General features: G+C 71.3%; 17 protein-coding genes and 2 pseudogenes. 8 read left to right on the forward strand and 11 right to left on the reverse strand.

What is annotated here, in order from left to right; all coding sequences use genetic code 11:
• Positions 1–174 precede the first annotated feature (174 nt).
• Positions 175–474 carry a YciI family protein gene (locus tag ACZ4MH_RS08880; RefSeq protein ID WP_351594787.1) on the reverse strand — a complete coding sequence of 100 codons (300 nt, stop codon included), beginning with the start codon at positions 472–474 and terminating at the stop codon, positions 175–177.
• A 234-nt stretch (positions 475–708) separates the two neighbouring features.
• Between ACZ4MH_RS08880 and ACZ4MH_RS08885 the strand changes: the two genes are divergently transcribed.
• Positions 709–864, forward strand: coding sequence for a hypothetical protein (locus ACZ4MH_RS08885; protein ID WP_169749893.1), 156 nt, complete (start codon positions 709–711; stop codon positions 862–864).
• Positions 865–975: 111 nt separating this feature from the next.
• Here ACZ4MH_RS08885 and ACZ4MH_RS08890 read toward each other — a convergent pair whose 3' ends face one another.
• The 4 genes and pseudogenes from ACZ4MH_RS08890 to ACZ4MH_RS08905 form a co-directional block, all read right to left on the reverse strand.
• Entirely contained in the window at positions 976–1,587 is a 612-nt protein-coding gene (locus tag ACZ4MH_RS08890) for a flavodoxin domain-containing protein (RefSeq protein WP_351594791.1), read from the reverse strand.
• Positions 1,588–1,769: 182 nt separating this feature from the next.
• Positions 1,770–2,456, reverse strand: a pseudogene (locus ACZ4MH_RS08895) (response regulator); the annotation flags it as partial.
• A 314-nt stretch (positions 2,457–2,770) separates the two neighbouring features.
• A complete protein-coding gene (locus ACZ4MH_RS08900; RefSeq protein WP_351594794.1) occupies positions 2,771–3,271 on the reverse strand; it encodes a hypothetical protein in 501 nt (166 codons plus the stop codon).
• A gap of 5 nt (positions 3,272–3,276) precedes the next feature.
• Positions 3,277–5,685 (reverse strand): molybdopterin oxidoreductase family protein, encoded by a 2,409-nt coding sequence (locus ACZ4MH_RS08905; RefSeq protein WP_351594796.1) that lies wholly within the window; start codon positions 5,683–5,685, stop codon positions 3,277–3,279.
• 255 nt (positions 5,686–5,940) lie between these two features.
• On the opposite strand from ACZ4MH_RS08905, the gene ACZ4MH_RS08910 reads away from it, so the two are divergent.
• Positions 5,941–6,504 (forward strand): GNAT family N-acetyltransferase, encoded by a 564-nt coding sequence (locus ACZ4MH_RS08910; protein WP_351594799.1) that lies wholly within the window; start codon positions 5,941–5,943, stop codon positions 6,502–6,504.
• A 45-nt stretch (positions 6,505–6,549) separates the two neighbouring features.
• Positions 6,550–7,254, forward strand: coding sequence for an endonuclease V (locus ACZ4MH_RS08915; RefSeq protein ID WP_351594801.1), 705 nt, complete (start codon positions 6,550–6,552; stop codon positions 7,252–7,254).
• Positions 7,255–7,359: 105 nt separating this feature from the next.
• Here the strand turns inward: ACZ4MH_RS08915 and ACZ4MH_RS08920 are convergent, their stop codons facing one another.
• Complete coding sequence (locus ACZ4MH_RS08920; protein WP_351594803.1) at positions 7,360–8,544, reverse strand: saccharopine dehydrogenase family protein; 1,185 nt, start codon at positions 8,542–8,544, stop codon at positions 7,360–7,362.
• Positions 8,545–8,672: 128 nt separating this feature from the next.
• On the opposite strand from ACZ4MH_RS08920, the pseudogene ACZ4MH_RS08925 reads away from it, so the two are divergent.
• A pseudogene (locus tag ACZ4MH_RS08925) lies at positions 8,673–9,018 on the forward strand (dihydrodipicolinate synthase family protein); the annotation flags it as partial.
• 225 nt (positions 9,019–9,243) lie between these two features.
• On the opposite strand, the gene ACZ4MH_RS08930 reads toward ACZ4MH_RS08925, so the two are convergent.
• The 4 genes from ACZ4MH_RS08930 to ACZ4MH_RS08945 all read right to left on the reverse strand — a co-directional run bounded on the left by ACZ4MH_RS08930 (position 9,244) and on the right by ACZ4MH_RS08945 (position 13,639).
• The gene (locus ACZ4MH_RS08930) at positions 9,244–10,179 is read right to left on the reverse strand and encodes a DUF6086 family protein (protein WP_351594806.1); all 936 of its coding nucleotides are present in this window, start codon (positions 10,177–10,179) and stop codon (positions 9,244–9,246) included.
• Positions 10,180–10,186: 7 nt separating this feature from the next.
• Positions 10,187–11,611 (reverse strand): putative T7SS-secreted protein, encoded by a 1,425-nt coding sequence (locus ACZ4MH_RS08935; RefSeq protein ID WP_351594809.1) that lies wholly within the window; start codon positions 11,609–11,611, stop codon positions 10,187–10,189.
• Positions 11,608–11,928 (reverse strand): hypothetical protein, encoded by a 321-nt coding sequence (locus ACZ4MH_RS08940; RefSeq protein ID WP_351594811.1) that lies wholly within the window; start codon positions 11,926–11,928, stop codon positions 11,608–11,610. Before ACZ4MH_RS08940 ends, ACZ4MH_RS08935 begins: the two co-directional genes overlap by 4 nt.
• A 967-nt stretch (positions 11,929–12,895) precedes the next feature.
• Positions 12,896–13,639, reverse strand: coding sequence for an MgtC/SapB family protein (locus ACZ4MH_RS08945; RefSeq protein ID WP_351594813.1), 744 nt, complete (start codon positions 13,637–13,639; stop codon positions 12,896–12,898).
• A 183-nt stretch (positions 13,640–13,822) separates the two neighbouring features.
• Between ACZ4MH_RS08945 and ACZ4MH_RS08950 the strand changes: the two genes are divergently transcribed.
• The 4 genes from ACZ4MH_RS08950 to ACZ4MH_RS08965 all read left to right on the forward strand — a co-directional run bounded on the left by ACZ4MH_RS08950 (position 13,823) and on the right by ACZ4MH_RS08965 (position 19,632).
• Positions 13,823–14,983 (forward strand): CaiB/BaiF CoA transferase family protein, encoded by a 1,161-nt coding sequence (locus tag ACZ4MH_RS08950; RefSeq protein ID WP_351594816.1) that lies wholly within the window; start codon positions 13,823–13,825, stop codon positions 14,981–14,983.
• Between the two features lie 14 nt (positions 14,984–14,997).
• Positions 14,998–16,140: an acyl-CoA dehydrogenase family protein gene (locus ACZ4MH_RS08955; RefSeq protein WP_351594842.1), complete on the forward strand. Its 1,143-nt coding sequence runs from the start codon at positions 14,998–15,000 to the stop codon at positions 16,138–16,140.
• Between the two features lie 72 nt (positions 16,141–16,212).
• On the forward strand, positions 16,213–17,427 hold the full coding sequence (locus ACZ4MH_RS08960) for an acetyl-CoA C-acetyltransferase (protein ID WP_351594818.1): 1,215 nt from the start codon (positions 16,213–16,215) through the stop codon (positions 17,425–17,427).
• A gap of 33 nt (positions 17,428–17,460) precedes the next feature.
• Positions 17,461–19,632 carry a 3-hydroxyacyl-CoA dehydrogenase NAD-binding domain-containing protein gene (locus ACZ4MH_RS08965; protein WP_351594821.1) on the forward strand — a complete coding sequence of 724 codons (2,172 nt, stop codon included), beginning with the start codon at positions 17,461–17,463 and terminating at the stop codon, positions 19,630–19,632.
• 48 nt (positions 19,633–19,680) lie between these two features.
• On the opposite strand, the gene ACZ4MH_RS08970 is transcribed toward ACZ4MH_RS08965, so the two are convergent.
• Positions 19,681–20,427, reverse strand: a complete 747-nt coding sequence (locus ACZ4MH_RS08970; RefSeq protein ID WP_351594823.1) for a MerR family transcriptional regulator — start codon at positions 20,425–20,427, stop codon at positions 19,681–19,683.
• Positions 20,428–20,517 lie beyond the last annotated feature (90 nt).

Below are 20,517 nucleotides of genomic sequence, written 5' to 3' on the forward strand. Positions count from 1 at the left end.
CGCGGGGGAGGGCCCGGGATGGACTGGGACGGACTGGGATGACTTGGGAGGAAGCGAGTGCGTGCAGAGGAAACGAAGGGGTGCGCGGGCCGGTTCCGGCTCGCGCACCCCTTCGCCGGGCTCTCGCCCGAAGTCTGCTCTTGTCCGTTCTTGTCCGTCTGCTCCCGGTCGTCGTCAGCTGGGCAGCTGCTGCCGGTAGCTCGCCAGGTCCGCGACGGTCTTGGTCGCGATGAATTCCGTGATCCGGTATTCGCACACGCCGGCCGTGACGAACGGGTCCTCCTGGGTGATCTTCTCCGCTGTGGCGCGGTCGTCGACCGAGGCGATGATGACGCCGCCGTCGCGCGGCTGCTTGCGGCCCGAGGCGAGGAAATGCCCGGCGGCGAAGTGCTGGTCCAGCCAGGCGACGTGCTGGTCGAGCGCGGCCTCTACGCGGTCGAGGGGAGCGGTGTAGGTCAATTCGAGTATGAACATCCCTGGAATATAGGACAGGGAATGCAGGGCAGGCGGAACGGGCGAGGGCGCGACGGATGACGGGTGAGGGATGACGGGTGACGGGGGACCGCAGGGGCGGGAGGGCGGTCGGGTGGTCCGTTCGCAGCAGTGGATGGGGCGTCGCGTGGCGGGCGATCGGAGGGCGGCCGAGGATGGAGGCCGCACCTGTCTCCTCACGGTTGGGAACAGCACATGATGCGTCGTCTCACTGTCATGCTCACCGCTCTCTTCGCCGCCGGGCTCCTTGCCACAGGGTCCGCCGTCGCGGCGCCCGCCGACGAACCGGACCAGCTGACCCCGCGGGAGCAGGCGGGGCTGGAGTTCGCCGGTGATGTGCTCGGCGCGCTCTTCGGCGGCGGCCAGGGCTGAGGCCTCGCGGCCACGCCGGCTCCGCACAAGAGGCCGTCTCCGCACAAGAAGGCCGTCTCCGCGCAAGAACGTCGGCACCGCACAAGAGCGTGGGCTCTCCAACGCCGGCTCTCAGGGGCCGTTCACCTCGTTGGCGATGTGGTGGGCCCAGTCGCGGACCCGGGTCGTGTCCCGGTGATCGGCAGACGGTGCCTCGTCGCCGCCGGGCCGCTCCCGGTCCCGGTCCCGGTCCCGGCCCCCGTCCCGGTCCGCCGTCGAGCGGTCGAGCAGGCCGCGGAGGCGGCGGGCCGGGCGGCCGGAGCGGCTGTAGCGACCGGACCGACCGGACCAACCGGGCCGACCGGGGCGGCCGCCGAACGTGATGTGCCCGCGGGCGCCCGCCCGGTTCATCGCGCGGCTCGCGCCGGGGACCGGCGGCACGTCGGGGTCGCTCGCCGAGGCGCTCGAAGTGCCGCTGCTGAACAGCCACACCGGGCGGGAGCGCAGCTGTGCCGCGTGCCGGCGGGCGAAGCGGCGGGCGTCGCGGTGCCAGCGGTGCGCGTGGAGCGCGCCGCCGAGGACGACGGCGTCGTACGGGCCCACGCTGACGACCTCCGCCGCGGGGCGCAGTTCAGTATCGAAGCCGTCCTCGCGCAGCACGGCGGCTATTTCCTCCGCGATGCCGTGGGTGAATTCGGCCTTGGTGCCGTAGGCGTAGGCGATCAGTACGCGGTACTTGGCCATGGCGCTTCCTGGGGTTCCGGGACGGGGCGCTTCCTGAGGGGGATCTCCTCCGTCTCGCGATCCGGCTCGCGAGCCGGCTCCGGGCCCTGGTTCCGGTTCCGCCCCGGCCCCCGCTCCCGTACGAGTTCCCGGTCCCGTACGAGTTCCCGATCTCGTACGAGTTCCCGGTCCCGTCCGAATCCCCGGTCCCGTACGCGTTCCGCGATGACCGCGGCCTGGATGCGGCGGCCTACCTTGAGCTTGGTCAGGATGGCGGAGATCCGGTTCTTGACGGTCTTCTCGGCGAGGAAGAGGCGGTCGGCGATCTGGCGGTTCGTCAGGCCCTCGCCGATCAGGTCGAGGATCTGCCGCTCCCGGGGGGAGAGGCGGGCCAGTTCCGGCGGGCCGGCGGGCGCCACTGGGCCGCGGACGCGGGCCAGGACGCGGGCCGTGGCGCCGGGGTCCAGCATCGACTGGCCGGCCGCCACCGTCCGTATGGCCGTCACCAGGTCGGATCCCTTGATCTGCTTCAGTACGTACCCCGCGGCGCCGGCCATGATGGCGTCGAACAGCGCCTCGTCGTCATCGAAAGAGGTGAGTATCAGGCAGGCAAGGCCGGGGAGCGTGCCGCGCAACTCCCGGCAGACGTCGATGCCTTCGTGATCCCCGCTGTCGGTACTGGAGCCCAGCCGTACATCGAGCACCGCGACGTGTGGCCGCAGTGCGGGGGCGCGGGCGAGCGCCTGGCGGGCGTCGGCCGCGTCGCCGACGACGGTCAGGTCCGGCTCGGCGTCCAGGAGGTCGCGCAGGCCGCGGCGGACCACTTCGTGGTCGTCCAGCAGAAAGACGCGGATGGGGGAGGTCTGCGCACCACCGCCGGGCTCCGTCATGGTCTCGGCTCCGTCCTTGTCCGTGTCCGGTCCTTGCCCGGTCCGTGTTCGGTCTCGCCTGGCCTGTGTTCGGTCCCGCCTGGTTCGTGTCCGGTGCTGCCCGGTCCGTGCCCAAGAGCGGCGGCGTCGGGGGGCGGCGACGTCCGGGCATCGCGTCCCTTCGGGACGACGCCCCCAGCCTGGTACACCCGCGCACGCACCACCATGGGCCGACAGGCCCCATCCGGGACCGGAGAGCCCTCGGAACCCTCGGCAAGAAGGCCAGGAGGGTGTCCGCCACCGAGAGCAGGAGGGTGTCCGCTCCCGAGAGGGGGTCAGTCCGCGACCGTAAGGGCCTGGGGACTGGCCTCCTTCATGCGGGTCTTGATCCATTTGATGTGGGTGAGGGTTTCCTTGTGGTGGGCCGTCACCTCGGTGAGGAGGTCCTGGTCGCGTACCGCCTGGGCGACCTGGCCCAGGCAGATCCAGTGCACGTTCACGGCCTGTGCCGCGAGGAAGAGCTGTCGCAGGTCGCGGAGCAGGAGGAGGCCGGACTCCGGGCGGCGGCCGAGGACCACGGAGGACGTGCGGCGTACGGAGTCCATGGCCGAGGAGACGGGCGCGGGCGGGCGGCGGGGCGGGGTGAGGCGTTTGCCGTAGCGCTCGGCGATGGCGCGTACTCGGGCGGCGTGCGTGTCGCACTGGGTGGCGATGGTGCGGCACGGGGAGGACGTGCCGTGGTCGGCGGCCTGGCGCTCGGCGGTCCTGCGGCAGGCGGTGGCGAAATCGGTCTCCGCATCGTGCAGTTCGGAGAGGAGCAGGCCGATCTTGTTCATGGGGGTCAGCCTTCCGTGGTGGGGGCCGTCGCCTTCGTCACCCGTACCGCCGTCACCTTGTAGAGCGGCTGTTTGGAGACCGGGTCCCACTGGGTCGGGGTGAGTTCGTTGGCCGCGCGGGTGTGAGCGGCGGGCCCGTCGTCCACAGGGCGGTCGAAGTACCCGTAATGGAAGGGGGCGAAGACGACCCCTGGGCGGGGGCCGGACAGGCGTACGGGGGCCTCGATGCGGCCGTGGCGGGAGCTGACGGTGACCGTGTCGCCGTCCTTGATGCCCAGCGGATCCGCGTCCTCCGGGTGCAGCTCGACCCACATCCCGGGGGCCGCGTCCTGCAGTTCGGGGCTGCGGGCGGTACGGGTGCGGGTGTGCCAGTGGTGGACCGTGCGGCCGGTCGTCAGGCGCAGCGGGTAGTCGGCGTCGAGGGGGTCGTGCGGGGGCTGGTAGGCGGCCGCCTTCAGGAACGCGCGCCCTGCCGGGTCGTGGGCGCGGTACTCGTCCTCCTCGTTCTGCGCGCCGGTGAGCAGGTCGTGGCCGTAGTCCTCGCAGTGGTCGGCGTGGGTGGGGAAGACGTGGTCCGTGTAGAGGCGTTCGGTGCCTTCGGGGGCGGCGGCGGTGCACGGCCACTGGATGCCGTCGCCGCCGCGCAGCCGTTCGTACGTGAGCGCGCTCTGGTCGCACGGGCGGCCCGCCGTCACCGCCGTGAAGGCCCGCCAGGCGTCCTCGGGCCGCTTCCACGGGAGCAGCGGCCGGCCGTCCTTGTCGCGGAAGTCCATCCGGTGCGCGTAATCGAGCAGGATGTCGAAGTCCGGGCGGGCCTCGCCCGGCGGGTCGACGGCCTTCTCCGAGAGGTGGACCGTGTGGTCGGCGTTGGTGCAGCAGCCGGTCTTCTCGCCCCACAGGGCGGCCGGCAGCACCACGTCGGCCAGTTCCGTCGTCTCCGTCGCGAACGCGTCGCTCACCACGATGAACAGCCGGTCCTGGCCGTATACGGACCGGATGCGGTGCAGCTCGGGGAGGGAGACGGCCGGGTTGGTGCCGGTGATCCACAGGAACCTGACGGAGCCGTCCTCGCAGTGGCGGAAGATCTCCATGGCGTGGGTGGGCGGTGACCAGTGAGGGACCTGCAGTACGTCGACGTTCCAGGCGTCGGCGAGCTCGCGTACCTGGGCGTCGTTCTGCCAGTTGCGGAAGCCCGGGAGAGTGCCGTTGGCGCCCGTCTCGCGGGTGTTCTCGGCCGTCGGCTGGCCGTTCATCTGGAAGACCGTGCAGCCCGGCCGTCCGATCATGCCGCGCAGCAGGTTGACGTTGTTGACCTGGACGGCGGCGGCCGTCGCCTGGTGCGACTGGTACACGCCCTGCAGCACGGTGGAGACCAGCCGCTGCCCCGCGCCCAGGAGGCGGGCGGCCTCGCGGAGGTCGTCGGCGGGCACGCCGCAGATCTCCGCCGCGTACTCCGGTGTGCAGTCCGCGACCGTCGCGCGCAGCTCCTCGAAGCCGACGGTGTGCTCCTGTACGAAGGCGTGGTCGATCCGGTCGGTGCGGATCAGCTCGTGCAGCAGGGCATTGAGGAGCGCGACGTTCGTACCGGGGCGCAGCGCCAGGTGGACGTCGGCCTCGCGTGCCGTGGGTGTGGTGCGCGGGTCGACGACCACCAGGCGCGGGCGGTCCGGGCCGTGCAGCCGGTCCAGCATCCGCGTCCACAGCACCGTCTGGGTCTCCGCCACGTTGTGGCCGACCAGGAAGAGCGTGTCGCACAGGTCGATGTCGGCGTACGAGCCCGGGTCGCCGTCGCTGCCGAAGCTCTCCACCAGCGCCCATTCGGCCGTCGCCGTGCAGAGCCGGGTGTTGCCGTCCAGGTGCGGCGTGCCGAGGCCGCCGCGGGCGATCAGCGCCTGGGCGTAGTACTCCTCGGCGAACAGCTGGCCGCTGGTATAGAAGGCCAGCGCGCCGGGTCCGTACCGTTCCAGTACGTCCTTGGACCGTTCCACGACGGTGTCCAACGCGGTGTTCCAGTCGGCGGGGCGCAGCCGGCCGCCGCTGCGTACGAGGGGAGTGGTGAGCCGGTCGGGGGAGTTGTTGGCCTGCCAGGCGAACAGGCCCTTCGGGCCCAGTCGTCCGCGGTTGACGCGGTCGCCGGCCCGGCCGCGGACGCCGACCACCCGGCCGTCCGCGACGGCGAGGTCGAGGCCGCAGCCGTTGGAGCAGAACACGCAGGTGGCGGGCGTCCAGTGGTCGACCTGCGGCTCGTCGACGGTGAGGTACTGGTCGACGCGCTCCGGCCAGGGGGTTCCGGGGGCGTACGGGGTCCTGGCGCCCCATACGTCGTCGACGCGGCTCCGGGCAGTGCGGTTACTCGTACCCGCCGCACGGTCCAGTGGCGTCCGGTTCCCGTTCCTGTGGTTCTGCTCCGGCATCGCGCGTGCCCTCCTGCCCTGCGCCGACTGCACCGGTCCTGTACGGGACGCGGGTTCCCGCCCGGCGGCGGTTCGCACCTGCCGGCACTCGGGGCCAGCCTCGCGCCCGCTACGGGGGGCGAGGGCACACGACACGCTTCGGGGACGGCACACCACCTGGACGCCGCCTCTCCACAACGGGGCCCGCGAGGGCCGGGGAGCGGGCCGTCGGGCAGCTCCCTGGACGCCGGATGCCCGGGTTGATCGAATGGTGGGATGACATCGTTCTGGACGGGCGAGCGGGTGCGGCTGCGCGGTATCGAGCCCGACGACTGGCGGATATTCATGGGCTTCGACGAACACTCCGCGCACCAGCGGTCGGGAGACATGATCCGTCCGCCCCGTTCCGCCGAGGGGTACCGCGCCTGGGCGAAGGAGCGGGCCGGGGCCGAGCCCGAGGGCGACCGCTTCAAGCTGGCCGTCGAGGCGCTCGACACCGGGGAACTGGTCGGTACCGTCGCCACCACCCACGCCGACCCCCGTACGGGCCGGTTCGAGTACGGCATCGCCACCGGCGCCGGCCACCAGGGCAAGGGCTACGCCTCGGAAGCCGCCGTACTGCTGCTGCGCTTCATGTTCGGCGAGCGGCGGTACCACAAGTGCGAAGCGCGGATATACGGCTTCAACGAGGCGTCGCTGGCGCTCCATCGTCGGCTCGGCTTCATCGAGGAGGGCCGGTTGCGGGAGCACGCGTTCTGCGCCGGCCGGCACCACGATGTCGTCATCATGGGGATCCTCGCCGAGGAGTTCGCCCGGCTGCACCCGAGCGGCGAGCTGTGATCACTGGTCTCCACTCCTCGCCGGACCCGGTAGCGTGGCGGGATCATGATGAACTCCGGAACGGTCTCCCGCGACGACGAACTGCGCCACTGGCCCACCGACGAGGCCGCCGCCCGCGCCGCCCAGGACCGGCTGCGCCGCCATGTAGTACTCGATGAGCCTGGCCCCGAGCCGGACTTCGACGGCACGGTGGCAGGGGTGGACGTGGCGTACGACGACGAGCGGGGCGTGGTCGCAGCGGCGGCCGTCGCGCTGGACGCCCGTACGCTGCGCGTCGTCGACGAGGCGACGGCGGTCGGCCCGGTGTCCTTCCCGTACGTCTCCGGGCTGCTCGCCTTCCGGGAGATCCCGACCGTGCTCGACGCGCTCGACCAGCTCGAGCGCGTCCCCGACCTCGTGGTCTGCGACGGGTACGGGCTTGCCCACCCGCGCCGCTTCGGGCTCGCCTGCCACCTCGGGGTGCTCACAGGGCTGCCGGTGATCGGCGTCGGGAAGAACCCGTTCACCTTCACGTACGAGGCGCCGGGGCGGGAGCGCGGCGCCACCTCGGCGCTGCTGGACGGCGGCGAGGAGGTCGGCCGCGCGCTGCGGACGCAGCCGGGTGTGAAGCCGGTCTTCGTGTCCGTGGGGCACCGCGTCGGGCTGGACCGCGCGTGCGCCCACACGCTGCGGCTGGCGGTGAAGTACCGGCAGCCGGAGACCACCCGGGCCGCCGACGAGCTGTGCCGGAGGACGCTCGCGGAGGCGTGAGCGGGCGCCGCACTCCGTAGGCGCTGCACTCCCCAGGCGCTGCACTCCGGAGATGCCGCATCCCGTGCGGCGCCCCGTCGGCCCCGCCGCCCCGCCCGCCGCGCCTCAGTCCGTGCCGACCACCCGGAAGCGCAGCCCCGCCCGCGTCAGCCGTTCCCTGAGCGCGTCGCCCATCGCCACCGCGGTCGTCACCTGGCCCGCGGTGTCCGGGAGCTCGTCGTACGCCAGGCTCAGGGCCGACTCGGCGAGCATCTTCGCCGTCTCGTCGTACCCGGGATCGCCGCCCGCCACCTCGGTCACGACCCGCCGGCCGCCGCCCTCGCCCACGAAGCGGACCGCGAACCAGCTGCTCGCCCGGCGCGCCTCGTCCGGTCCCTCGCCCGGCGCGAGCCGTGCCGACAACCACCGGCGCGCGGGCGGGAGCTGGGCCAGGCCGCACGCCGCACCCGCGCCCAGTACGCCGCCGACCGCCACCGGAAGCGACTTGACGCCGGCGTAGTGCCGGTAGTGGAAGTCCGGCCCGTACCGCTCCAGGGCGGCCGCCGAGCGGGCGATCACCTGCGGATCGAGGGTCGGCAGCGGTACGCCCCAGACGCCCTGCTCCCGGGTCGGCGCCCCGAGCACCGCGCGTACCGTACGGCCCACCGGGCGCGGCTCGGCGCGCTGCCGCTCGCGGGCGGCGCGCACCATGCCCAGCGGCCGGGACACCGCGGTCAGCGCGGAGGCCAGCGTGCCGCCCGAGAAGGTGGCGTTGCTGCGGACGAAGCCGGCCAGCCGCAGCGGTACGCCTTCGGGCAACAGCCCCACCGTGTACTGCGCGCCGAGGTCGTGCGGGACCGAGTCGAAGCCGCAGGCGTGCACCAGGCGCGCGCCCGAGGCCCGCGCCGTCGCATCGTGGCGCAGATACATCCGGTCGACGAACTCCGCCTCACCGGTGAGGTCCACATAGTCCGTGCCCGCCGCGGCGCAGGCCGCCACGAGCGGTTCGCCGTACGTCAGGTAGGGGCCGACGGTCGTGGCCAGCACTCGCGTAGCCGTGGCCACGGAACGCAGCGAATCGGGGTCGGCGGAGTCGGCGTGCAGCAGCGGCAGGTCGGCGCAGGCCGGGTGACGGGCCGCCAGCTCGTCGCGGAGCCGCTCCAGCTTCGCCCGGTTGCGCCCGGCCAGCGCCCAGCGGCAGCTCTCGGGCGCGTGCGCGGCCAGGTAGGCGGCGGTGAGCCGGCCCGCGAAGCCGGTCGCGCCGAAGAGGACGACGTCGTACGCCCGCCCCGCGTCGTCCTGTCGTCCCATGGTGTGGCCCCTTCGTTGTGATCGCGCCGGCAAGGCTCGCACGCTAGGGAACAGCTATACGCGGCGTCAACACGACCCCGTGCGCGTCGCGGCACGGCCCCATGTGCGTCGTGGCGCGCCAACACCGGTCGGAGCCGGCCGTGGACGGCGCGCTGCTGGCCGGTGCACACGGTGTCGTCCCCGGGCTCGCCAACGTCGATCCGGAGGGCTACGTCCGGCTGTACGACCGCCAGGGCCGGGCGGTGGCCGGGGGACGCGGCGGAACAGGACCGGCTGGCGGCCCTTTTCGCCACCACCGATGTCGGCGACGAGTCCGCCATGGGGCGCAGCTCCTCCGCGCTCGGCGCGTTCAAGGCGGCGCTGCACCTGCTCGGCGTCATCGACTGCCCGGCCACCGCCGCGCCGCAGCTCCCTCTCGGCCCGGCCGCCGTGCAGGCCGTCCGCCGACTGCTGGAGGACGCCTCGTTGCTCTGACGGCAGCCCACCGAGGGATCAGAGCCTGTGTCTGAACCCCCGCCCGGGCGCCCGCCACCTGGCACGCACTGTCTCCGGCACCGCCACCTGGCACGCGCTGTCTCCGGCACCGCCGCCGGCATGCGGCTGTTGCCCCGCATCGCCGCCGCCCGCTCCCGGTGACCGAGGCCGGGGCGGACGCCGGCTACCGCATCCCCTCGGGACTCTCGGCCGGCCCTGAGGCCGTCAGCGAGGCATCTGCGAGGCGTGCTGGTCGCGCAAGGCGGTCCAGGCGACGCGCTGTTCGGGCAATTCCGTCGCGGGGACATCGTGGCCGGCGCGCCGTAGCAATTCCAGCGCGGTTGCCAGGAATCCGACGGTCAGCGCTCGCTCCACGCCCTGGTCGGTGCGCCCGTAACGGCGCAGTCCCTCCTGGCAGAACTCGCGCAGGATGTCCACATAGATCTCGGAGTCGGCACCGATGCCGGACGGGACACTGAGCAACTGCGAGACGAGCGCAGCCTGCCCGGTGAAAAGGCGGGCGACGTCGGAATCCGCTGTCCACAGCACCGCGCCGGATTCCTCGTCGTCCTCGGCGAGGGCACGGAATTGCACCGTATTCCCGGCAGCCTGCGGAGTACGAGCGCCCTTCTGGATCTGTTCCGCGGAAGCGACGGGGAGTGTTCCGGCGGCGAGCACCGCGCGGACCTGGTCGAGAATGAGCCGGTCCTCCATGGCGACGGACCGCGCGGTGACGTCGTCGACGAGGAGCTGCAATACCTTCAGCCACTCACTGCGGAAATGCGCCTCGGGCACCACCAGTCGGGCGCGCTCGTTCAGCAGGTCGGCGGGGCCGTAGTCGACGCTGTCCCAGCGGGAGTCGATGACCAAGTCGGCGTCGTCCCGTGTGATCCGCCACTCCACCTGGAACCCGGACGGTCCCCAGTGCACGTGAACCGGCGTGTCCGTCCCCTCCGCCAGCCTCGCCAGCATCATGGCGATGTCGTCCACCATGACCTGCACGTCCTCGCAGTACACCAGCGACACCGGCACGCCGTTCCACGAAAGGATCATGCGCTCGGTGTCGACCGGGTACATCTCCGCGATGGCTTCGGGCATGTTGTCCACGACACCGGGGACGTCGCGTGCCTCCGGCGAGCCCGTTTGAATCCAGAAATCCATGACCAGCCTATTTGGTGTAAGGGTACGCGTGAACCGTACCATCCGGACGGACCTTGACATACATCGCGTTCGGCTTTCTCGTGGCCCCCTCCGGCAGGAATTCGATGCAATCGTTGTCCGGTGGCAGATCGAAGAATCCCTGTTTTCCCGGGCCGAGTTCACTGGCCTTCCGGACGGCGTAGTCCACGTCGGCCGGGCTGCCGAACTTCCCCTGCGGATTTCCCGACTGTTTGGCCCGCTGCGGCCCCTCGTTCCAGTCGATGCCGTGTTTGCCGCCCTTCAGGGCGGCTCCCTCGGGCTTATATTTCTGCCCGTCCTCCGTGACACCCTTGCGGACCTCGGCGACCTGCTTGTTGCGGCTCAGATCCGACAGGTCCGATTTCCGCTGCGTGTGGCGGACCTGTTCTTCCTCGGAGATCGGCTTGGGCTCGCCCTTCGAGGTCTCCGGCCCGGACCAGTCGCCCTTCCCTCCGCCACCGCCGCTGTCGGAGGTCATGTCGACCCGGTTCGGTCCGGCCGCGTCCATGGCCAACTGGCTCGCACCGGCGGTGATCAGCCCGACGCCGCCGGCAATCGCGCCGGCCGACACCACGCCGGCCGGCACCCCGAGGACTGCTCCGACGCCGGTGACGTCGAGCATCGCACCGCCGACCTCGCCGCCCGCACCCAGCGTCACCAGCGCCATACCGCCCAGCACCTCGCCAACCTGCCCGGCGTCGTGCAGCATTGCGTTGCCGAGCGACGCCAGGTCGGACAGCGCCACCTCGCCCATGTCCTCCAGGAGGTGCCCGGTGTCCGACAGGACCGTCCCGGCGGTGTCCTTGGCCTTGTCCCAGTTGGTGTCGTGCATGCCGTCGTGCGTAATGGCGCGGCGGATGACTCTGGCCGCTTTCTCGGCGGCACGATCGCGCACTTCCTTCGCGTCCTGCAGGGCGGACTTCGCCTTTTGCAGGTCGGAGGCAGCCTCACCACGTTTCTTCTTCAGCCGCACGCGGTCCGGGTCGTCGTCCGGTGTGTGAGATGGCAGCTTACCTATGGCACTGACGGCGGACTGGTGATCCTCGTGTGCAGCCCGCCCCGCCTTCAGGGCCTTGTCGGCCAATTGCTGGGCATGCTCCAAAGCGGAGGCCCAGTCGGCTGTGCTTTCCGGGCGGACTCGCTCCCCCATGGCGCCGGCGGCCTTGTCGTAGCGGTGATAGGCCTTGCGGAGCGGCTCGATCGTGTCATCTGCGGTCTCGCGGAACTTGTCAGCCGCCTTGGACTGCCAGGACTCGACGGCGGAGAGAGCTTTTATGTCACCCGCCTCGCGTGAGATGTCCTCCGCGGTATCGCGAAGTGACTGGCCCAGCGCAGCGACCAGGTCGGGGTCACCGGGTATGGGGTCTTCGTCCTCGTCCAGGACTGCCCACTCATGAGCGGGAGGGCGCCTCATTTCGCCCCGCCATGGTGCTGCCTCTCGGCGTCCTGCTTGCGCAGGGCTCTGGCGAGTTCGGCATCCAGAGCGTCGTAACTCTTGGCGGCCTTTTCCGTGATGACGCCCAGGGTCTTGATCTTCTCCGCCAGGTCTTCGCGGTGGATCTTCCAGTTGCTGGCGAATTCCCCGAAGGCATCGACGACGCTCTGGTTCCCCAACTCTCCTGTCGAGTAATCATCAGTCGGGTTGGCCCTGGTGGTGAAAGATTCGTAGATCCGGTGCAGCGCGCGTGAACACTCCCGAATCCGCTGCGTGTCGGCTTTCAGGTCGCTCATCGTATGCGCCCCAGCACCACGGCGAAGCGCCGAGCCTGGCGAATCTCCGCACCGTCCGATGCGGCACGCCGCAACCGGTGACCGCAGCTCTCTTCTTGCTTATGTATCAACATGGCAATCGATTCCCCCGATTCCCTCGGTTCGCCGGACAGACGGGTGAACAAAGTCGTTGTGTGCACTGCTTGGTGGTGCCGCGGGTCGCAGCCACCTGTTGTGAGCCCATTCCGGTGTCCAGAACGCGGGTGAGCATCTGGTGGGGGGCGGCTCCACCGTTGCCGCCCATGACCGCTCGCCGGGTACGGCGGCCCCGGCGCACCGCACGCCATCGGCGGTTCCGCCCGTGTGAACCGACCCGCCGGCCGGCAGCACCCGCGCGCGTGCTCCGGTTGCGCCGTCACCTGCGCCACTGCCGCGGGACAACGGGGGAACCGTGGATCGAGCACGCCTAACTCCATGCGTAATGGATTGAAGATCATCAAGACGTTACGGCAGGCCTCCGCCATGCCGCAACGCCTGGGCGTGGCCCCTCACGTGACGGTTGGTTCATGGCGGAGGCGAGACCACTGCAGATGCCGACCGGATGTTCAGGGCGTGTCCGGGTGCGGTCGGCGGATGCCCGGTGGCGAGCGTGTTCCGCCCACCGCCGGGGCCCGCGCGGCTTCTGTGCTCGCCGCTTGGGCCGGCCGGCCGGGCCTCTGCGTGAGGTCTGGCGCCTGGCTGTCGCGCACTGGATGCAGTTCGCCGCCGCTCAGCGACGCCGGCCTGCCGCCTGGACGTCCTAGTAGCTCCTCCCCAAGGCCTTGACGGCCAGGGAGGTGCCTCGCCGTCGGGCCCGTGCACGATGGGCTCGTAGCCAAGGCCTTGACGGCCAGGGATACCCCCATCGAGATCGAGGACCTTCCGGCGCCTTGCGGTCGCACGCATCAGACGACGTGCGCTGATCCGGCCGGGGTTTAGGCACCCGCCCTCACTCCGTACGGTCCGCCTCCCGTCCCAGCGTGATGCCGCGGACGCCGTCCAGTTGGGCCAGGCGTTCGACCAGTTCGTGTGGGGAGGCGATGCCCTCCAGGCGGAGCAGTACTTCGTTGGCGACCCGGTCCGCTTCTTCCGGCGCGGTCTCGACCTGTACGTCGGTCACCTGGAAGCCGCTGCCGGTGCACAGCTCCAGCATCCGGCCGAGCAGGCCGTGCTGGGAGCGGTAGGCGAGTCGGAGTTCGAAGCGTTCCAGGGACGGGGCCATCGACATCCGGTCGGTGATCTTGGGGAAGCCGCGGACGACGAGGAAGTGCACGGCCGTCGAGGCGAGCGCGAGCAGCGGCAGCCCGCCGCCGCAGGCCATGCCGATGGCGCAGGTCAGCCAGATGGTCGCGGCCGTGGTCAGGCCGCGTACGGCGTCCTTCTTCACGAAGATCAGGCCGCCGCCGATGAAGCCGATGCCGGAGACGACCTGCGCGGCGACCCGGGACGGGTCGAGGCCGATGCCGTTCAGTCCCGTGACGGCCCCGAAGCCGTGGATCGACACCTCCATGAAGAGCGCGCTGCCGACGCCCACGAGGGTGTGGGTACGCAGCCCGGCGCTCTTCTGCCGCGCCTCGCGTTCCAGCCCGATGAGGGAGGACAGCAGCAGCGCTATGGCCAGCTCGGTGATCTGGCGCCAGCCCTGGCCGGTGGCGGGGTCGAACAGTGCGGCGGCGAGGTGCGAGTACGGCATCCGGCCATTGTCATCGCTGTCCCCGCGCGGGCAAGGGAGGCGGGTGGCCGAGCCTCGGGAAGGCCCCTCGGGGAGGCCCCTTCGGGCGCCGCCCCGAAAGCCTTCAGGAGGGGCTTGTGGAAACTGGAACACGTTCTTAACATCACGAGTGTTACAGCATTGGTGTCACAAGCTGGGGGCGCGATGGCGCAGACAGGGAACGGCCCGCTGAGCGGAGTGCGCGTGGTGGAACTCGCCGGTATCGGGCCGGGCCCGTTCGCCGCGATGCTCCTCGCCGACCTCGGCGCCGACGTCGTACGCGTGGACCGCCCCGGCGGCTCCGGCATCGGCATCGACCCGGCGCACGACCTCACCAACCGCGGCAAGCGCTCGGTGCTGGTCGACCTGAAGGCCCCGGAGGGACCGGGTCAGGTCCTCGACCTGGCCGCGCGCGCCGACGTGCTGATCGAGGGGTACCGGCCGGGCGTCGCCGAGCGGCTGGGCGTCGGCCCGGAGCCGTGTCTGGCCCGCAACCCCCGGCTGGTCTACGGGCGGATGACCGGCTGGGGCCAGGACGGCCCGCTCGCCGACACCGCGGGCCACGACATCGGGTACATCGCGCTCACCGGCGCGCTCGGCATGACCGGCACCGCGGACGGACCGCCCGTCGCCCCCGCCAACCTCCTCGGCGACTACGCCGGCGGCTCGCTCTACCTCGTCATCGGCGTCCTCGCCGCGCTCCAGCACGCGCGCACCGAAGGCGGGCGCGGCCAGGTCGTGGACGCCGCGATCGTCGACGGCACGGCCCACCTCACCACCATGATCCGCGGAATGCTGGAGGCGGGCGCCTGGCAGGACCGGCGCGCCGCCAACCTCCTGGACGGCGGGGCGCCCTTCTACGGCACGTACGAGACGCTCGACGGCGGCCACATGGCCGTCGGCGCCCTGGAGCAGCGGTTCTACGCCGAGTTCCTGCGGCTGCTCGGCCTGGCGGACGACGTGCCTCCGCGGGAGGACTTCGCCCGGTGGGGCGCGCTGCGTACGGCCATCGCCGACCGGTTCCGTACCCGCACCCGCGAGGAGTGGACGGCCGTCTTCGACGGGTCCGACGCGTGCGTGGCGCCCGTGCTGTCGCTGCGCGAGGCGCCGGACCACCCCCATCTCGCGGCCCGCGGCACCTTCGTCGAACACGCCGGTGTCACCCAGCCCGCGCCCGCGCCGCGCTTCTCGCGCACGCCCGGCGCGGTGCGCGGCGGCCCCGCCCTGCCCGGCGCGGACACCGAAGCGGTGGCCCGCGACTGGGACGTCCCCGCCCTGACCACCACCGCACGTCCCGAGGACGGCACCGAGGAAGGCCCACGATGACCCAGCCCGCACAGCTGCCGCGCCAGATCTTCACCGAGGACCACGACGCCTTCCGCGAGACCGTGCGCACCTTCCTCACCAAGGAGGTCGCGCCGCACTACGAGCAGTGGGAGCGGGACGGCATCGTCAGCCGGGACGCCTGGCGCGCGGCCGGCCGCCAGGGCCTGCTGGGCCTGGCGGTGCCGGAGGAGTACGGCGGCGGGGGCAACGCCGACTTCCGCTACTCCGCCGTGCTGGCCGAGGAGTTCACCCGGGCCGGCGCCGCGGGCCTGGCCGTCGGGCTGCACAACGACATCATCGGCCCGTACCTCACCACGCTGGCCACCGAGGAGCAGAAGCGGCGCTGGCTGCCCGGCTTCTGCAGCGGCGAGATCATCACCGCCATCGCCATGACCGAGCCGGGCGCCGGCTCCGATCTGCAGGGCATCAGAACGACCGCCGAGGACCGTGGCGACCACTGGATACTGAACGGCTCCAAGACCTTCATCTCCAACGGCATCCTCGCCGACCTCGTCGTCGTGGTGGCGAAGACGACGCCGGAAGGCGGCGCGCATGGGTTGAGCCTGCTGGTCGTCGAGCGCGGCATGGAGGGCTTCGAGCGGGGCCGCAACCTCGACAAGATCGGCCAGAAGGCCCAGGACACCGCCGAGCTGTTCTTCAACGACGTGCGCGTGCCCAAGGAGAATCTGCTCGGCGAGCTGAACGGCGCCTTCATCCACCTGATGACCAACCTCGCGCAGGAGCGGATGGGCATCGCGGTGGCCGGCATCGCCGCGGCCGAGCACCTGCTGGAGATCACCACGCAGTACGTCAAGGAGCGCGAGGCGTTCGGGCGGCCGCTCGCCAAGCTCCAGCACATCCGGTTCGAGATCGCCGAGATGGCCACCGAGTGTGCCGTCACCCGCACTTTCCTGGACCGCTGCATTGTCGACCACTCGGCCGGGCAACTGGATGCCGTACACGCCTCGATGGCCAAGTGGTGGGCCACCGAGCTGCAGAAGCGGGTGGCCGACCGCTGTCTGCAACTGCACGGCGGATACGGCTACATGAACGAGTACCGCGTGGCCAAGGCGTTCACCGACGGCCGCATCCAGACGATCTACGGCGGCACCACCGAGATCATGAAGGAGATCATCGGCCGCTCGCTGCTCGGCTGACGCCACGTCCGGCAGGACCGGCGCACGGAAAGACCCAGGGCTCACCCTCACCCCTTTGAAAGGCTGCACACCGTGACTTCCGAAGCGTACGTATACGACGCGATCCGCACCCCGCGCGGCCGCGGCAAGGCCGTCGGCGCGCTGCACGGCACCAAGCCGATCGACCTGGTCGTCGGCCTGATCCACGAGGTACGCCGGCGCTTCCCCGACCTCGACCCGGCGGCCGTCGACGACATCGTGCTCGGCGTCGTCGGCCCCGTCGGCGACCAGGGCTCCGACATCGCCCGCATCGCGGCCATCGCCGCCGGGCTGCCCGACACCGTCGCCGGCGTACAGGAGAACCGCTTCTGCGCCTCCGGCCTCGAAGCCGTCAACATGGCCGCCGCCAAGGTCCGCTCCGGCTGGGAGGACCTGGTGCTGGCCGGCGGCGTGGAGTCGATGTCGCGCGTACCGATGGCCTCGGACGGCGGCGCCTGGTTCAACGACCCGATGACCAACTTCGACACCAACTTCGTCCCCCAGGGCATCGGCGCCGACCTGATCGCCACGATCGAGGGCTACTCCCGCCGCGACGTGGACGAGTTCGCCGCGCTGTCCCAGGAGCGGGCCGCCGCGGCCTGGAAGGACGGCCGCTTCAAGCGCTCCGTCGTCCCGGTCACCGACCGCAACGGCCTGACCGTCCTCGACCACGACGAGCACATGCGCCCCGGCACGACCGCCGACTCGCTCGCCTCCCTCAAGCCCTCCTTCGCCGGCATCGGCGACATGGGCGGCTTTGACGCGGTGGCGCTGCAGAAGTACCACTGGATCGAGCAGATCGACCATGTGCACCACGCGGGCAACTCCTCCGGAATCGTGGACGGCGCCGCGCTGGTCGCCATCGGCTCCAAGGAGGTCGGCGAGCGGTACGGCCTGACCCCGCGCGCCCGGATCGTCTCCGCGGCGGTCTCCGGCTCCGAGCCGACCATCATGCTCACCGGCCCGGCACCCGCCACCCGCAAGGCGCTCGCCAAGGCCGGGCTGACCATCGACGACATCGACCTGGTCGAGATCAACGAGGCGTTCGCCGCCGTCGTGCTGCGCTTCGTGAAGGACATGGGCCTGAGCCTGGACAAGGTCAACGTCAACGGCGGCGCCATCGCCATGGGCCACCCGCTCGGCGCCACCGGCGCGATGATCCTCGGCACCCTCATCGACGAGCTGGAGCGCCAGGACAAGCGCTACGGCCTGGCCACCCTCTGCGTCGGCGGCGGCATGGGCGTCGCCACCGTCATCGAGCGCCTCTGACCGTCCGTCCCGACCCCTTACGGAGAACGCACCATGAGTGAAGCCAGCACCATCCGCTGGGAGCAGGACGAGACCGGCGTCGTCACCCTCGTCCTCGACGACCCGAACCAGTCGGCGAACACGATGAACGACGCCTTCAAGACCTCCCTCGCCGCGGTCGCCGACCGCCTGGAGGCCGAACGGGACACCGTACGCGGCATCGTCTTCACCTCCGCCAAGAAGACCTTCTTCGCCGGCGGCGACCTGCGCGACCTGATCGCCGTCACGCCCGACAAGGCCCAGCAGGCATTCGAGGCGGGCCAGGGCATCAAGCGCGACCTGCGCCGCATCGAGACGCTCGGCAAGCCCGTCGTCGCGGCGATCAACGGCGCGGCGCTGGGCGGCGGTTACGAGATCGCGCTCGCCTGCCACCACCGCGTCGCGCTCGACACGCCCGGCACCAAGATCGGCCTGCCCGAGGTCACCCTCGGCCTGCTCCCGGCCGGCGGCGGCGTCACCCGTACGGTACGGCTGCTCGGCATCGCCGACGCGCTGCTGAAGGTCCTCCTCCAGGGGACCCAGTACAACGCCACGCGCGCGAAGGACAACGGGCTGATCCACGAGGTCGCCGAGACCCCCGAGGACCTGCTCGCCAAGGCGCACGCGTTCATCGACGCGCACCCCGAGTCCCAGCAGCCCTGGGACGTCAAGGGGTACAGGATCCCCGGCGGCACGCCCGCGAACCCCAAGTTCGCGGCCAACCTCCCGGCGTTCCCCGCCAACCTCAAGAAGCAGCTGAACGGCGCGCCGTACCCGGCCCCGCGCAACATCCTCGCGGCCGCCGTCGAGGGCTCCCAGGTCGACTTCGAGACCGCGCAGGCCATCGAGGCGCGGTACTTCGTCGAGCTGGCCACCGGCCAGATCTCCAAGAACATGATCCAGGCGTTCTTCTTCGACCTCCAGGCCGTCAACTCCGGGGCCAACCGCCCGAAGGGCATCGAGGAGCGCAAGGTCACCAAGGTCGCCGTGCTCGGCGCGGGCATGATGGGCGCGGGCATCGCGTACAGCTGCGCCCGAGCCGGCGTCCAGGTCGTCCTGAAGGACGTCACCCAGGAGGCGGCGGAGAAGGGCAAGGCGTACAGCGAGGGCCTGCTCGCCAAGGCGCTCGCCAAGGGCCGCACGACCGAGCAGAAGCGCGACGAACTGCTGGCCCGCATCACGCCGACCGCCGACCCGCAGGACCTCGCGGGCTGTGACGCCGTCATCGAGGCGGTGTTCGAGGACACCGCGCTCAAGCACAAGGTGTTCCAGGAGATCGAGGGCATCGTCGCGCCCGACGCGCTGCTGTGCTCCAACACCTCCACCCTGCCGATCACCGGCCTCGCCGAAGGCGTCCAGCGCAAGGCGGACTTCATCGGCCTGCACTTCTTCTCGCCGGTCGACAAGATGCCGCTGGTGGAGATCATCAAGGGGGAGCGGACCGGCGACGAGGCGCTGGCGCGCGCCTTCGACCTGGTACGCCAGATCCGCAAGACCCCCATCGTGGTCAACGACAGCCGCGGCTTCTTCACCTCCCGCGTCATCGGCCACTTCATCAACGAGGGCGTGGCGATGGTCGCCGAGGGCGTCGACCCGGCCTCCGTCGAGCAGGCGGCGGGCCAGGCCGGCTACCCGGCCAAGGTGCTCTCCCTGATGGACGAGCTGACCCTGACCCTGCCGCGGAAGATCCGCAACGAGACCCGCAAGGCGATCGAGGAGGCCGGCGGCAGCTGGGCGCCGCACCCCGCGGACGCGCTCATCGACCGCATGGTCGACGAGTTCGGGCGGCCGGGGCGCAGCGGGGGCGCGGGCTTCTACGAGTACGGCGAGGACGGCAAGCGTGCCGGGCTGTGGCCGGGGCTGCGCGAGCACTACACGAAGCCGGACGCGGAGATCCCGTTCAGGGACATGCAGGAGCGGATGCTCTTCTCCGAGGCGCTGGACACCGTGCGCCTCTTCGAAGAGGGCGTGCTCACCTCGGTCGCCGACGCCAACATCGGCTCCATCTTCGGCATCGGCTTCCCCGGCTGGACCGGCGGCGTGATGCAGTACATCAACGGTTACGAGGGCGGCGTCGCCGGCTTCGTGGCCCGCGCCAAGGAGCTCCAGGCGGCGTACGGCGAGCGCTTCGCGCCGTCGAAGCTGCTCCTGGAGAAGGCCGAGAAGGGCGAGACCTTCAAGGACTGAGCACCGACGGCGTACGGGGCGGGCCCGCGCGGCCCGCCCCTCTCGCGCTCACCGTCCGCCGAACCACTCCCGCAGTTCGTCCTTCATCGACCTTTGAAAAGCAGTCACCAGCGCCTGCACGACCAGCGGCTGCATGTCGGCGGAGAGGGACTTGCGCCGGGCCACCTCGGCGGCGTCCGGCCCGCCGTTCTCCTGTGCGGCGCCCACCTCGTCCCTGAACAGCCGGCTCAGTTCCCGGGCCGCCGAGCGGGTGTGCTCCAGTACGACCGTACGGGCCGCGAGGATGGTCTCCAGCGCGATCGGCACGTCCAGCAGCCGCACGCCCAGCTGGAGCAGCCCCGGATCCACCTGGAAGACGCCCGCGTCCTCCGTGCGCACCAGCACGCTCATCGCGGCCAGCCGGTCCAGGTCCTGCTCGGTCAGCGACCGGCCCACCCGCCGCTCCAGCTGCGCGAGCGTCTGCTCCTCGGCCCGGTCCGGGAGCCAGCCGGCGACGAGGGCGCGGTGAATGGCCAGGTCCTGGGGGCTGACGTCGGGCGGCAGCTGCTCCAAGTACCGTTCGATCGCCGACAGCGTCATGCCCTGGTGCTGCAGTTCCTCGATGAGCGCGAGCCGCGAGAGGTGATCGGGGCCGTACCTGCCGACGCGGCGCGGGCCGATCTCCGGCGGCGGGAGCAGCCCGCGGGTGCTGTAGAACCGGATCGTACGGACCGTGACACCGGCCCGGGCGGCCAGCTCGTCGACGGTCAGGCTCAGGTCGGCAGTGGACTCGGCGGACTCGGCGGGCTCCCTCATGTTGGACAGTATTGCTGTCTCACCACCGATGTCACCACCGATCTCGCCACTGATGTCCTCACTTGCGCCGTCCTCGTCGTCGCCACTCTC

This window comes from Streptomyces sp. NPDC026301, assembly GCF_055567935.1.

Excerpts from the sequence above, each read along its gene's own strand:
- ACZ4MH_RS08880 (WP_351594787.1), bottom strand. The coding sequence starts at position 474 with ATGTTCATACTCGAATTGACCTACACCGCTCCCCTCGACCGCGTAGAG.
- ACZ4MH_RS08885 (WP_169749893.1), top strand. The coding sequence starts at position 709 with ATGCTCACCGCTCTCTTCGCCGCCGGGCTCCTTGCCACAGGGTCCGCC.
- ACZ4MH_RS08890 (WP_351594791.1), bottom strand. The coding sequence starts at position 1,587 with ATGGCCAAGTACCGCGTACTGATCGCCTACGCCTACGGCACCAAGGCC.
- ACZ4MH_RS08900 (WP_351594794.1), bottom strand. The coding sequence starts at position 3,271 with ATGAACAAGATCGGCCTGCTCCTCTCCGAACTGCACGATGCGGAGACC.
- ACZ4MH_RS08905 (WP_351594796.1), bottom strand. The coding sequence starts at position 5,685 with ATGCCGGAGCAGAACCACAGGAACGGGAACCGGACGCCACTGGACCGT.
- ACZ4MH_RS08910 (WP_351594799.1), top strand. The coding sequence starts at position 5,941 with ATGACATCGTTCTGGACGGGCGAGCGGGTGCGGCTGCGCGGTATCGAG.
- ACZ4MH_RS08915 (WP_351594801.1), top strand. The coding sequence starts at position 6,550 with ATGATGAACTCCGGAACGGTCTCCCGCGACGACGAACTGCGCCACTGG.
- ACZ4MH_RS08920 (WP_351594803.1), bottom strand. The coding sequence starts at position 8,544 with ATGGGACGACAGGACGACGCGGGGCGGGCGTACGACGTCGTCCTCTTC.
- ACZ4MH_RS08930 (WP_351594806.1), bottom strand. The coding sequence starts at position 10,179 with ATGGATTTCTGGATTCAAACGGGCTCGCCGGAGGCACGCGACGTCCCC.
- ACZ4MH_RS08935 (WP_351594809.1), bottom strand. The coding sequence starts at position 11,611 with ATGAGGCGCCCTCCCGCTCATGAGTGGGCAGTCCTGGACGAGGACGAA.
- ACZ4MH_RS08940 (WP_351594811.1), bottom strand. The coding sequence starts at position 11,928 with ATGAGCGACCTGAAAGCCGACACGCAGCGGATTCGGGAGTGTTCACGC.
- ACZ4MH_RS08945 (WP_351594813.1), bottom strand. The coding sequence starts at position 13,639 with ATGCCGTACTCGCACCTCGCCGCCGCACTGTTCGACCCCGCCACCGGC.
- ACZ4MH_RS08950 (WP_351594816.1), top strand. The coding sequence starts at position 13,823 with ATGGCGCAGACAGGGAACGGCCCGCTGAGCGGAGTGCGCGTGGTGGAA.
- ACZ4MH_RS08965 (WP_351594821.1), top strand. The coding sequence starts at position 17,461 with ATGAGTGAAGCCAGCACCATCCGCTGGGAGCAGGACGAGACCGGCGTC.
- ACZ4MH_RS08970 (WP_351594823.1), bottom strand. The coding sequence starts at position 20,427 with ATGAGGGAGCCCGCCGAGTCCGCCGAGTCCACTGCCGACCTGAGCCTG.